This is a genomic window from Halorubrum sp. CBA1229 (assembly GCF_003721435.2).
In the GTDB taxonomy this organism is placed as follows: domain Archaea; phylum Halobacteriota; class Halobacteria; order Halobacteriales; family Haloferacaceae; genus Halorubrum.
The window spans coordinates 66,762-79,456 of the sequence record NZ_CP054586.1 but is presented as its reverse complement, the minus strand read 5'-3'; the positions used below and the strand labels follow the sequence as shown (position 1 = coordinate 79,456).

Annotated in this window: 9 protein-coding genes and 1 pseudogene; 4 read left to right on the top strand and 6 right to left on the bottom strand. The window is 59.1% G+C overall.

Translation table 11 applies throughout. The features are described 5' to 3' along the window. Positions 1-4 precede the first annotated feature (4 nt). Positions 5-421: a disulfide bond formation protein B gene (locus Hrr1229_RS16570; protein ID WP_123115111.1), complete on the top strand. Its 417-nt coding sequence runs from the start codon at positions 5-7 to the stop codon at positions 419-421. Between the two features lie 475 nt (positions 422-896). Here Hrr1229_RS16570 and Hrr1229_RS16565 read toward each other — a convergent pair whose 3' ends face one another. After that, entirely contained in the window at positions 897-1,481 is a 585-nt protein-coding gene (locus tag Hrr1229_RS16565; RefSeq protein WP_123115110.1) for a plastocyanin/azurin family copper-binding protein, read from the bottom strand. A 119-nt stretch (positions 1,482-1,600) separates the two neighbouring features. Between Hrr1229_RS16565 and Hrr1229_RS16560 the strand changes: the two are divergent. The 3 genes and pseudogenes from Hrr1229_RS16560 to Hrr1229_RS16550 form a co-directional block, all read left to right on the top strand. Beyond that, a pseudogene (locus Hrr1229_RS16560) lies at positions 1,601-1,831 on the top strand (cytochrome ubiquinol oxidase subunit I); the annotation flags it as partial. Positions 1,832-2,074: 243 nt separating this feature from the next. Beyond that, positions 2,075-4,576, top strand: a complete 2,502-nt coding sequence (locus Hrr1229_RS16555; protein ID WP_176329437.1) for a cation-translocating P-type ATPase — start codon at positions 2,075-2,077, stop codon at positions 4,574-4,576. A 165-nt stretch (positions 4,577-4,741) separates the two neighbouring features. After that, positions 4,742-4,927, top strand: coding sequence for a hypothetical protein (locus tag Hrr1229_RS16550; RefSeq protein ID WP_123115109.1), 186 nt, complete (start codon positions 4,742-4,744; stop codon positions 4,925-4,927). A 147-nt stretch (positions 4,928-5,074) separates the two neighbouring features. Here the strand turns inward: Hrr1229_RS16550 and Hrr1229_RS16545 are convergent, their stop codons facing one another. The 5 genes from Hrr1229_RS16545 to Hrr1229_RS16525 form a co-directional block, all read right to left on the bottom strand. Further along, positions 5,075-6,277 (bottom strand): hypothetical protein, encoded by a 1,203-nt coding sequence (locus tag Hrr1229_RS16545; RefSeq protein ID WP_123115108.1) that lies wholly within the window; start codon positions 6,275-6,277, stop codon positions 5,075-5,077. Between the two features lie 147 nt (positions 6,278-6,424). After that, positions 6,425-7,582, bottom strand: coding sequence for a multicopper oxidase domain-containing protein (locus Hrr1229_RS16540; protein ID WP_123115107.1), 1,158 nt, complete (start codon positions 7,580-7,582; stop codon positions 6,425-6,427). Between the two features lie 164 nt (positions 7,583-7,746). Further along, positions 7,747-8,472, bottom strand: coding sequence for a type II CAAX endopeptidase family protein (locus tag Hrr1229_RS16535; protein ID WP_080505347.1), 726 nt, complete (start codon positions 8,470-8,472; stop codon positions 7,747-7,749). A 264-nt stretch (positions 8,473-8,736) separates the two neighbouring features. After that, a complete protein-coding gene (locus tag Hrr1229_RS16530; RefSeq protein WP_123115106.1) occupies positions 8,737-9,660 on the bottom strand; it encodes a cation diffusion facilitator family transporter in 924 nt (307 codons plus the stop codon). A 128-nt stretch (positions 9,661-9,788) separates the two neighbouring features. Beyond that, a complete protein-coding gene (locus tag Hrr1229_RS16525) occupies positions 9,789-12,452 on the bottom strand; it encodes a heavy metal translocating P-type ATPase (RefSeq protein ID WP_123115105.1) in 2,664 nt (887 codons plus the stop codon). Positions 12,453-12,695 lie beyond the last annotated feature (243 nt).

Genomic DNA, 12,695 nt, shown 5'->3' with positions numbered 1-12,695 from the left:
ATGGATGTCCGAGGGACGATTCTGGCTTGCAGGTGGGACAGTCGTCGCGGCGGTTGCGACCTTGGGAAGCCTCTGGTTCAGTCTCGGCCTCGATCTCATTCCGTGTACCCTCTGCTGGTACCAACGTATCCTCATGTATCCGCTCGTCGTCGTTCTCGGTGTTGCCGCCCTCGAGAGTCACAACACGGTCTGGCGAACAGTTGTGCCACTATCCTTGGTGGGTGCTTTAATCGCGGGATATCACTCCGTGCTCCAAGCAACGACGGCTTCATGTACCCTTGCTGGCCCCTGTGCAGTCGTCCAGTGGCAGGCTCCGATGCTCGGACTCACGATTCCGAATCTCTCACTGATCGCGTTCGTGCTCGTGACGATTACAGTCTTCGCCGGATCGAATCTCGCCGAACCTGTGCGTAATTATTGATCTCCTCTTCCGCGTAAACGCGAAGAAATCCCGAGTGGTGAGAGTCCCAAGTTTGTAGTCCAGCCATAGGTAGTCCCACAGCATCGGACTAGTGGATTGCTGGTGGTGCCAAGCCGCCGTCCCTATTCTGGACTGTGTACAGTATCCCTGCGTTGCTTTTGTCACGGCGGTGTACGGCAGGCGCCAGCAGAATCGGAAGTATTTTATTGTATGCTTTGAGTAGTCGGTATTCGGGCATACTCTTCGAAGATGTTGCGCTCACCGATTTCGTTTTCGGATATTGCTTTGTTTTGTGGGCGGACAGACCTCCTCTGAAAACTGGCTGGGAATTCGCTATGTTCTGACCGAGTCCTACTCTTCGGTACAGTTGCCCGTTAATTAACCCTCACCGTGGGAACTCTGGAAAGTCGTTTGAAGATGGTTCGTTGTCTGGTGTGACGGCTCGTATAAATACACCAACTATACTTAAGACCAATTATTTACTCAGAAATGAATTGTACGAAACGCTGTCTTGATCGACGATGGTCTGGCTTTCGGGAACATTTCCGTCCGGCGGCATACCCCCCTCCGCGGGACCGCCGGGTTCGCCAACGACAATCCGCCCAACCATTCCCAAGGATTTGTGCGGGATACAAAAATAATCGTACGTGCCCGTGGTCTCGAACGTATGCTCAAACGTTGCCCCCTGTTCACTCAGGATTTCGCTATTGAACGCTTCTGCTCCCTCGGGAATCCGTGTCACCTCTGCTGAACTCGTTCCTTGTTTGTAGACAGTTGCCGAGTGACTCCCACTCTGGTTTTTGAATGTCACGGTTTCCCCGGGTTCGATGAACAACCCGATGGGATCGAAATAATACTCGCTCCCTTCGGTGACCATCATTACCGTGTTTGAGCCACCCGATCCAGCATTCGTTTCTCCTCCTGAATCTCCATTTGTATCCTCTGTCGTCGTCGCCTCACTCTCACCGTTTCCGTTCCCTGAACCACTGCATCCGGCAAGACTAGTTACACTACCTGTAGCGAGAATCCCAGCGGTCTTGAGAATCTGTCTCCGCTCCATACTTAGCGATTAAACACCCCAATATAAGTGGCAAAGGTGGATTCCCAATACATAGGACGCCGCCCTCGTTTGACCTGTCGAAGTCATAAAATTATTTCTCAGGATAAGTATGATACCTACCGTTTCTCATTTGTTTCACGTGGAAAGACATTCGTATTGAACAGCCAGTGAACGAACAGTTACGTTAATTCTGGACCCACATCTTTGCGGTCAGCTTTGGCGTTGGAACAGCGACCAAATTAGTCTTTGAGTTCGAATTCGGAACACACTTCGCTGCGTTCTCAATGACCGCTAAGGAGCTATTCAGCGGCTCGTTTTTCCTCGAAGAGATGCTGGCCTGTCTAATTGAAACGATGTTGCGTTGGGCCTTCATTTTTAACTGCGACTGTACTGAGAACCTGATTGACTCTACATTGATCTCAAAGAGAAATTCTATACAATAGATAGCGACAGCCACATAAACATAACCTTCGTAATGCTACACAATTGATTGGCTCCTTATTATGATACTCGTTTCATAGAAATATGTATAGTAATACCCAATTGAGATGGAGTGCTGTCAAAATAATAGAACGTATCATTCCCATCACAGTATGACTGAAAAGTGTTCCCTGTGCGGCCGACCGATTCAACCTTCCACATTCGAGGCTCCCGGTGACCGCGGGTTCTGTTCGAGTGGCTGCTACGATGTGTACACGACACTCGGAGCTGTCGGTTCCCTCGACGACACCCAATCCCCACCTGGGGGCGAAAGTACACAGACAGGAGACGCAGATCCGCCCGAACGAGACGGTTCTCGGACGTTTCTACGGATCGATGGGATGTACTCTGCGACATGTGAGGCATATCTCGAATCGGTCGCTGAGAGCCAGGCGGGAGTGACCGCCGCTGAAGCGAGCTACGTTACAGAGACGATCCGCATCGACCACGACCTAGAAACCGTATCGAAGGATACACTGCGTGACGCGTTGAGTACGCTCGGGTACACAGCATACCTCCGTGACGACGCCTCGACAGAGGCGGATACAGCCGGCGGAACGACGCGCCGGTCGCGGGAGATGGGTGGCATTCGAAAGCGGCGAGACGACCAACTCTTGGGGATGCGGTACTCCGTTGGCTTCCTCTTTGGTGCGTTTCTGTTGGTCCCGTACGTCGCGATTCTGTATCCCGCGCAGCTCGCGTCAATATTCGACTGGCAAGCGCTCGCGATATTCGAGGGCGCGTTCCGGCTGGACAGTCAGGGCGCGTTCGTGTTCCTCCGACTCTACTTCGTGATGACCGGGATCATCCTCGTCTTCACCGGGCTTCCGGTGTTGCGGGGTGCGTACATCAGTCTGAAAATGCGTCGGCCGAACACCGACCTATTGGTCGCGATCACCGCGGTAAGCGCGTATCTGTACAGTACGGCCGCCGTCATCCTCGGGCAGAACGATATCTTCTACGACCTCGCGATCGTCGTGACGGCTGCGGTCACCGCGATGGTGTTCTACGAGTCGTCGATCAAACAGCGCGCACTCAACCGGCTCACCGAGCTCACGATATCGCAGGTCGAGCAGGCGCGGACGTACGACGCAGACGGAACCACTCAGGACGTTCGCGTCGAGGACCTCGAGGCGGGTGATGTCGTCCTTGTTCGACAGGGGGAACGTGTGCCGGTCGACGGCGAACTCGTTGAAGACAGCTGTACCGTCGACGAAGCGATCGTGACCGGTGAGTCGCTTCCGGTGGTGAAACGCGCCGGCGACGACGTGATCGGGGGGTCGATCGTCACGGACGGCGCCGCGTTGGTCCGTGTCGGCCCGGACGTGACGAGTAGCATCGACCGGATAACGACCGCCGTCTGGGACTTACAGAGCGCGACGCACGGGGTCCAGCGGCACGCCGATCAACTCGCGTCGTACGCCGTGTTCCTCGTCGTCGGAGCCGCCGTCACGGTCGGCAGCGTCGGGGCGCTCGCATTCGGGATGGCCCCACCGGACGCTGCCCTCCTCGCGCTGTTGGTCCTCCTCGCCGGCTCGCCGTGGGCGCTCGGACTCGCGACGCCGTTGTCGGTCGCGAAGAGCCTCTCCAGTGCGCTCCGCCGCGGGATCATCATCTTCGACGAAACGGTCTTCGAACGGCTCCGCGACGTCGACATCGTCGTTTTCGATAAGACGGGGACGCTCACGACCGGAGAGATGGAGGTGATCGAAGCGGACGCGCCCCCCGAGTTGCTCGACGCTGTTGCCGCGCTCGAACAACGAGCGTCACACCCCGCCGCGAACGCGATTGTGACGGCGTTCGCCGGCAGAGATGGAGGCGACGACACGGAGGATCAGTCGGACTCGGCAGACGATGCGGTCGGAACGGAAGGCGACAATCGGATACGGGAGTTCACGAACCACCGGTCCGGTATCGAAGGCGTGATCGGCGACACGTCGTATCTCGTCGGGAACCTTGAGCTGTTCGCGGAACAGGGGTGGACCGTCGACGACGATATCCGGTCGCGGGTCACCGACGCTCAGGGATTCGGTCAGCTGCCGGTCGTGATCGGTCGTGACGGGGCAGCAGAGGGGCTGATAGTTGTCGGCGACGAGCCGCGGGACGGCTGGGATGACACCGTCTCTCGGCTCGGAGAACGAGGCACGGAGGTCGTCGTCCTGACCGGCGACGACGAGGAAGCGACGGACTTCTTCAAGCGACACGACGCCGTGACGCACGTCTTTGCGACGGTTCCGCCGGAGGGGAAGACGGCGACGATCCGGCGACTCAAATCCGACGGGCAGGTCGCGATGGTCGGTGACGGCACGAACGACGCCCCGGCGCTCGCCGCCGCCGATCTTGGCATCTCGCTGGGCGGGGGGACGGCGTTGGCCGCCGACGCCGCCGACATTGCGATTGTCGATAACGACATCCGCTCCGTCGAAACCGCGTTCGACCTCGCGGGAGCGGCTCGCCGTCGTGTGAAACAGAACAACCTCCTCGCGTTCTCCTACAACGGTATCGCCCTCGCGGCGTTGGCCGTCGGGTTCTTCAATCCGCTGACGGCAGCGGCCGCGGTCATCGCTGGCGGTGGGTTGATCGCGGTAAACACTCGACGAAAACTCCTCGGGTAGCGAGGCTCGGCCGCCGACAGAACTCGGAGCCGAGTTGTACTACTGACATAGAAGAGTGGCTATCTATCATTCGAGCATCGTTGATCCGATCGGTACGGCCGTCACCAAAGATCCGAATCGCTTCTGTTTCTAAAGGACTATCCTTGTCTAGACACTACTACAACCATGGAGTTCGACTTCGTGCGCTCGGTGGTTCCGCTCGCCGTGATCGTCGCCGTCGCAACGGTCGGGCTAACCGCCGTGATGGCACCTTCGACCGTCTTCATGATGGTTCTCCCCTCGATGATCGCGTTCTCGGTGGTCGCGTACTTCCTCGGGATGAAACACGGCGAATTCCGCGCTAGTCCGTAGCGCCCCTGTCCGGCACCGCCCCCAAAATCACAGTGTCACTCCGTCTGAAGCGTCCTCATTCGGGTTACTACGTCCAGTGGTCCGTATTTCGTGTTCAATAAGGCTCCATGAGCGATCAGCAACCGAGAATCGACATGGCCGGTACCTCTATTCTGTGACCCCCGCACTGATCTCAGACGCATCTTGCCGGACGGGTGTCGGGGAGTCGATCGAATACACGAGCGTGCCGGTGAACAGTGCGATGCTCCCTAACAGGAATATCGAACTGAGTGGCGACGCCGAATCGACGAAGATCCAGTATATCGGCGCCGCGATCGTCGGGCCGGCCGCGATGACAGCGACTTGGGAGACGAGGGGGCCACAACACCCGCACGTACACGCACCGACGACCGTCGCCGTCCCGGCCGTACTCTGTGTCGCTCCCGCCTGCTGATCGAGACGCCACGAGTGAGCGACGGCGGCCGCGTTCAACCCCACGAGGGCGCCGAGGAGTCCGAGCACGATTACCACACCGGGAGAGATCGCGATGAAAAACGGAACGTCGGGGAGCAGGACCTCGAGGGTGGGCCACCGCACGATCTGATACAGTACGTTCAGGACCGCCACGGTCGTCTCTTGCGGAGCGCCCTCCTCACTAAAGAAAGATAGGTATCCCGATGTCGCCATAAAAAAGAGGCTTACCATAGCTCCGACGCTGAATCCGAACCGACGCGCCACCGGATCCCGAAGGATCGTCGACAGTGCCGTGCCAACGTCTTTCCAGAGGATGTAGCCGACGAGCAGCGGTGTCGCGAGGACAATTCCGTACCCGATCGGGTTGGTGTAGCCGCTGAATCCGGGCAGCAGATACGGGTACAGTATCCAGCCACCAAGCAGCATGCCGAGAGCCATGTACCGGGGACGTGTCGTCCATCGAACGAGTCCGGTAATGAAACTCGCGACCACGACCAACAGGCCGGTTCCGATCGCGAGCGGCTGATACCACGACCGCGGGAACGGCATCGAGCCCGCCTGATACGTCGGATCCGGAGCCAGACCCTCGAAGAGGATCGCGCCGGTGATAGCAATACCGATACCGACCGCAATCCCGTACAGAGCGGTTCTCGGCGAGATCCGCTCCCTTCGCTTGAGGAGGACGAGCGCACTGACTACGAGGGCACCGATACCAGCGATCGCCAACCCGTGCGACTGTGAGAGTCCCGACGACTCAGCACTACCGTGGGCCGAAACTGTCGGGACCAGAGAAAGGAGACTGATCCCGACAGCAACCAAGACGAGTAGGCGGATCGACCTCTGTTGAGGTTTCGGTCTGTCGGCATCAGCGTTCTCGCTTCGGCCTTTCTGAGTCATTGCGAGGGGTTAGTGACTCACACACAATTATCTGTCTCTCTCGTTTCCCCTCGAGATGCACCTCGTGACCGGCCCGAGGGTCTACATACGCGTGGAACCGTCCTGTAGAGTCCTTCGGGACGGTTCAAAAATGCGTATCAGATCACGTCAGTTCGGTTCGTAGCCGGCGTACTCCATGAGCTGACTGAAGATGTCCGAGTCCATGACGGAGCGGTACACTACCCCCGTAAGCATGCCGCCGGGGTAGAACGACCCGTTCATCACGTGGTTGACCTTGTGGCAGTGCATGAGGTAGATCCCGGGGTCCGCGTCGGCCGTGAACTCGATCGTGTGCCGTTCCGCGGGGGCGATGTTCGTGACGTCCATGTCGTGTCGGGCCGCCTCCGGGACGACTCCACCGTCCTTTTCGACGCGCTGGAATCGGTGGTTGTGGATGTGCATCGGGTGGGACATGTATCCGCCGTTGACGAGGTGAATGCGCACCTGGTCGCCCTGATCGACGATGATCGGCGACCCCTGTTCGGGATGGAGCGTCCGGGGCGCGCTCTTCCCGTTGACGGTGAAGACGTCCGGCGTCCGCGAGGTCGTATCGTACGTGAAGTTCCCCTCGCCGGCCCATGTCTTCGGGATCCGCGAGTCCCAGTCTTTGATCGTCATGAAGTACTCCCGGTCCGCCGGCTCGTAGCCCTCGGGATCGACTCGGAAGATTCCGTACATCCCCATGTCGATATGCCGGTGTGTCTGGAAGTGACAGTGGTACAGGTGCGTCCCCGGAACGTTCGCCGGAATCTCGTAGGTGTGCTTCTCGCCCGCCGGGACCTGTACTCCGGTCGATGTCGGGACGCCGTCGTTCTTCCACGTCTTGGTGACGCCGTGGAAGTGGATCGTGTGCGGCCGGCGTCCGTTCGTGTTGTCGAGCGTCACTTCCATGTCGTTCCCCTCGGTCGTCCGGAGGATCGGACCCGGGACGCTCGGGTCGTGGTCGTCGGCCTGCCAGGCCCAGACGCGCGGGAACTCGACCGGGCCGCCCATCGAATCGAGCGGGTGAACGGCGTGTCGCGCCGGCTGCGTCCCCATCGTCACCGACCCGCCCTGCTCGTCGACGTTGACGACTGTCGGAGGGCTGGTGTAGGGGAGATCTGACGACGATGTCTGTGCCTCGTTCGGGGAGTTCGTGGCCGCCGTCGGCGCGTTAATCGTTTTCGATGAACAACCTGCCAACGCCGAAAGGCCTGTCGCGCCGGTCGCGGTGAGGAATTCTCGTCGAGACAGTCCGGTTCCAGGAGCACCGAAGGATCGAGTCATAGTACAGTTGGAACACTCTGTTGTACGGCTAAAAGAGGACCGCGAAATCCCTGTACCTGAAAAAGCGAGCAAACATGTTCGGTATTAGCCGAACAGGTCTTACAAGCAGACCGGTATTTTCCGCCACGAAAATCGGCATTCGGAGTAAACGGTCTGGGGAACAGTTACATTCCGCCCGTGGCGGTCAGATATGCGCTTGCGAACTGTATCGCATTGTACGCACCGTGTATCACGGCTGGAACCGCGAGGTTGTCCGTGTACTCGTACGCTGCTCCGAGTACGAGGGCCAGAAGGAACGCGATACCGATGTACACCAGTTTGCCTTCTCCTGACAACGAAAAGAGATGGATCGACGCGAAGAGGGCGCTTGCGAGGACGATTGCACGGGCCGGATGGAGAGTTTCACGGAGAGTCCCTTGTACGAGTCCTCGGAAGAGTAGTTCTTCCCCTGGGCCGACCAACAGGAATTGGAGCGGAATAAGTAGGAGGAATACGCTGGGGTTCTGTTGCCCGACCTCGACGATTTGGTTTTGGGCTGTGCTCAGACCGAGGGCCGCGATCACGGAGGACGCAGCAAAGAGCAACCCCAGGATTACGATACTCCCCCCGACGATAACCGCCCCGTCACGTTTGTCAGGCAGACGGACTGGCACGAATCCGAACCCGAGGTCACGGCCTTTGAGATAGAGGACGGTGATGCCCCCGAACGTCACCCCTTGAAGGAAGAGTGTACTCACAACCAGCCTGAGTGCTGGACGTGACGCGAGGTCGACTCCGAACAGCCTGACGACTGTCACGACGGCCAGAACTATGACTGTCCCCGCGACGTACGATCCATACGTGAGACTGATCGCCGAGGCGACGGATCGGAAACGAGATATCGATGACATTATTCAGATGTTATCGTAGGGTTCTATCCCACAAGTCGGCTTTGGTTGGTCGATTTCGATGCGGTCCGTCCCCATACGTCTCATAGTTGTGATTTGTTACGACTGACCTGGTGGGTACGCCCGTGCTGGTCGGTCCTCTCAACGAGGAACGAGTATAGCTCCCGGTCTTCTTTCGCGTCTCTCGACCGACGCGAATCACTACATGGTTCTCGCCAGTTTCGTCTGGTATCTCGAACATTCGACTGAATGCGGTCGTAGCCATCATTAGTGGGTGTGATTCGTGGTATCGATCTGGTCGTTCCGCTCGCCGAACTCGACGGTTGCGTGGTCGATGCCCTGGTCCGTGAGATGGTCGTGGACCCGCGACCGGACCGTCTGTTGCTCCTCGATCGTGGTCGCCGTATCGGTGAGGCGGACGGTCGCGACGGTGAGTTGACTACAGACCTGCCAGACGTGGAGGTCCTCGACCCCGTCGACGCCGTCGAGTGTCGTCAATTCATCTCGGAGGTCCGCTGGCGACACGGGGCTCCGCTCCAGCAGGATGGCTGTGCTTTCTCGAAGGACGTTCTCGGCCGACGCGAGCACTAGCAGTCCGATGAGTACGGCAGCCACAGGATCCGCGATAGGGAGATCGAAGACGGCGACAGCGACCGTGGACACGATCACAGCGATGGAACCACCGGCGTCACCGAGCAGGTGATAGAACGCCCCGCGCTCGTTGAGGCTCATCTCTCCGCCCTGTAACACGTACACCGAGCCGATGTTCACCAGCAAGCCGCCTGTGGCGATGATCAGCGTTAACTCCGGGTCGATCGCCACCGGCTCGAGGAACCGCTGGTAGGACTCCCAGACGATGTATCCGACCATCGGAAGGAGCAAGACGCCGTTCAGGAAGGCCGCAACCGGCTCCAGTCGGTGGAGACCGTACGACCACGCCTCGCCGCCCTCGAACCGCTCGGCGGTGTAGCTTGCGCCGTACGCCACCGCGTACGCGAGCATATCGAACAACATGTGAATCGCGTCGCTGATGAGCGCCACCGAACCGAACAACAGTCCGCCAGCAAGCTCTACGACAAACCCCACAAAGTTGACGACGGCGACGAGTGCCAGTCGGCGGGTACTATTACTCGTGTCAGACGGAGGGTCGCGCTCTGACGACTCTCCGTGTGTATGCTCGTGTACGGTCATCACTCTACGTTTGCGCTGCTGTTTCGACTCGGAAGCCACTGTACTTTCGCGGACGGATCTCCTCGACCGATCTCCACCTGTCGACACCGAGCCCTGTGCCGGACACGCGAAGGATCTGGGGTTTCAAACTACCCATCCGAAGCGGTGGTTTCGTCGTCTGCTGTCGGCGTGATTCGAGAGAGACGCATCGCATTGCCAGTGACCCCGAGCGTCATCCCGGCGTCACCGATGAGGACGGCCGCCCAAATCGGAACCAAGCCGAACGGGACGCCCAGTGCGAGCAGGCCCTTGGCACCGAGACTCGTCCAGATGTTCTGCCGAATCACGCTGTTCGCGTCGTGAGAGAGGTCGTAGAGGTACGGCAGCTTCGATAGGTCGTCGCTCATGAGCGCGATATCCGCTGTTTCGAGCGCGGTATCCGTTCCGGCCGCGCCCATCGCGACGCCCACAGTCGCCGTTGCGAGTGCCGGCGCGTCGTTGACGCCGTCGCCGATCATCGCGACTCCGTCGTACTTCTCGTCGAGTTCCGTGATCGCCTCGACCTTCTCATCAGGCAGGAGTTCCGCCCGGAACTCGTCGACGCCGACCTCGGTCGCAATCGCACGGGCGGTCCGTTCGTTGTCCCCCGTGAGCATGACGATGTGTTCGACACCGAGGTCGTTGAGTCGCTGGATCGCCTGCTTCGCTCCGGGCCGGATCTCGTCAGCCACGGCGATGACGCCCTCGAGTTCGTCTTCGGTACCAACGAGCACGACGGTCTTTCCCTGTGACTGTAGCTCGGGAACCGTCTCCTCAAGCAGGTCGAGACAGTCGTTGCGCTCGCATATCCGACGGCTCCTCGTTGTCACGACACCGCCGTCGGTCGTCGCATGGACGTGCTCGAGGTCGAATCCGAGTTCCTCGAAGAGACCAGGCTTGCCTGCGTAATGTTTCTCGCCGTCGAGATCAGCCTCGACCCCCTTGCCGGTGATACTCTCGAAATCGTCGACCGAAGGGGCATCGACGTCGCTCTCCTCGGCAAATTCGACGATTGCGTCGCCGATAGGATGTTCCGACCGCGACTCCAGCCCGCTGGCACACCGGAGGACGTCTCCCTCGCTGTTGCCGTTGAGCGGGACGATGTCCGTGACCGTGAGTTCGCCCTTCGTGATCGTCCCTGTCTTGTCCATCGCGATCGCTTCGACCGCGCCCATCGCTTCGAGGTGGTTGCCGCCCTTGATGAGAACGCCGTTCTTCGCGGCGCTCGTGATCCCCGAGACGACCGAGACGGGCGTCGAAATGACGAACGCGCACGGACACGCCAGCACGAGCAGCGTGAGTCCGTAGACGATGAACGTCGGCCACGACGCGCTGAACAGGAGCGGCGGAATAACCGCTACCACGATCGCGAAGCCGACGACGACCGGCGTGTAGTACGAGGAGAACCGCTCGACGAACTGCTCGCGTTCCGTCTTGTTCGATTGCGCGTCCTCGACCATCTGGACGATGCGGGAGAGCGTGTTATCGCCCGCTTCGGAGGTGACCTCGACCTCGAGATACCCCTGCTCGTTGATCGTCCCCGCGTACACCTCGTCCCCCGGCGTCTTGTCGACGGGCACGCTCTCGCCGGTAATGGGGGCCTGATTGACGGCACTCTCTCCGTCGATCACGTTCCCATCCATCGGAATTTTTTCTCCCGGACGCACGACGACGGTGTCGCCGACCGCCACGTCATCAACGGGAAGCGTCACCTCCTCGCCGTCCCGTTTCACCGTCGCTTCGTCCGGAGACAGATCCATTAATTCTCTGAGGGAGTTGCGCGCGCGATCCATCGAATACTGTTCGAGGAGTTCGGCGATACTGAACAGGAACGCGAGCGTGGCGGCCTCGAAGTAGAGCGATTCGCCGAAGACGAGGCTCGCGACGATGGCACCGCTGATGGCAATGCTCATCAGCAGGTCGATGTCGAGGTTCCGATTGAGCGCGGAGTAGTAGCCGTTACGGAAGATGACCTGCCCGGCGGTTCCGACGGCCACGAGGAAGAAGAGATCCGCGATGAGCAGCTCGCGACCGACGACCTCGGCTACGAGAGCGTTCTGGCCGGTGAGGAAGAACTCGAAGAAGAGTCCAAGCGCGACGAACCCACCGCTGACCCACGTTTTGAGCGCGCGAGAGCTTGTCCAAATGCTCTCACGATCTCCGGCCGCGTTTTGACGTTCCGATCCGTCGCCTGCTGTGTCTGTGATCTTATACCCAGCGCTTTCGATCGCGTCGATGACATCCGCTTCCCCGCCCCTCGACGAATCGTACGTGACAACGACGGTTCCGGTCGTCGGCTGTGTCTCGTACGTTGTCACTCCGTCGACCCTGTCGAGGGCGTTTTCGATCTTGCCCGCGCACGATGCGCAATCCATCTCCGGGACGGTGAATTTCGAGGTCAGTTCGCCAGCGTTCTCCACCGCGTATCCCGCTTTCTCAACGCGTTCAGTTATCGCGGTGGCGCTCGTTTGCTCGCGATCGTAGGAGACTGTCAGCGTCCCCGTCGTCACCTGCGGATCGACGCTGTCGATGCCGTCCAGCTTTCCGACGCTGCTTTCGACCTTTCCGGCACAGGATGGACAGTCCATCTCCGGGACCGATAACTGCGCAACGTCCTCACTATCTACCGATGAAACAACATCTTCGTCATCTTGTCCGGTGTGATGACCGTGTTCGTGATCTCCATAATCGTGGTCGTGCGTATGACCATCCTCGTGGGTCTGACCCCGTGGTTCACCAGTTTCGTCGTGGGATCTTTCGTCAGGTTGGGTCATTACACGCCGCTAACGACTACAAACTTATTAAATTAGCTGCCATTCAGCCCCCCTAATATAATAATCTCTAACAAAAAATAAAATTGAATTATTAATTCATCCGTTAATCCGTTCCTTTTCGGGTTTTAGTTCGGTCTGCTCGGTCGAATCCGATGACGATACGGGAATCCGATCTCTCGACAGCGCTCCTGAGTCGAGTACAGCGTGAACCGACAACGACGCCTTCTGTGGATTCAACAGAGC

Excerpts from the sequence above, each read along its gene's own strand:
- Hrr1229_RS16550 (WP_123115109.1), top strand. The coding sequence starts at position 4,742 with ATGGAGTTCGACTTCGTGCGCTCGGTGGTTCCGCTCGCCGTGATCGTC.
- Hrr1229_RS16535 (WP_080505347.1), bottom strand. The coding sequence starts at position 8,472 with ATGTCATCGATATCTCGTTTCCGATCCGTCGCCTCGGCGATCAGTCTC.
- Hrr1229_RS16530 (WP_123115106.1), bottom strand. The coding sequence starts at position 9,660 with ATGACCGTACACGAGCATACACACGGAGAGTCGTCAGAGCGCGACCCT.
- Hrr1229_RS16570 (WP_123115111.1), top strand. The coding sequence starts at position 5 with ATGTCCGAGGGACGATTCTGGCTTGCAGGTGGGACAGTCGTCGCGGCG.
- Hrr1229_RS16545 (WP_123115108.1), bottom strand. The coding sequence starts at position 6,277 with ATGACTCAGAAAGGCCGAAGCGAGAACGCTGATGCCGACAGACCGAAA.
- Hrr1229_RS16565 (WP_123115110.1), bottom strand. The coding sequence starts at position 1,481 with ATGGAGCGGAGACAGATTCTCAAGACCGCTGGGATTCTCGCTACAGGT.
- Hrr1229_RS16525 (WP_123115105.1), bottom strand. The coding sequence starts at position 12,452 with ATGACCCAACCTGACGAAAGATCCCACGACGAAACTGGTGAACCACGG.
- Hrr1229_RS16540 (WP_123115107.1), bottom strand. The coding sequence starts at position 7,582 with ATGACTCGATCCTTCGGTGCTCCTGGAACCGGACTGTCTCGACGAGAA.
- Hrr1229_RS16555 (WP_176329437.1), top strand. The coding sequence starts at position 2,075 with ATGACTGAAAAGTGTTCCCTGTGCGGCCGACCGATTCAACCTTCCACA.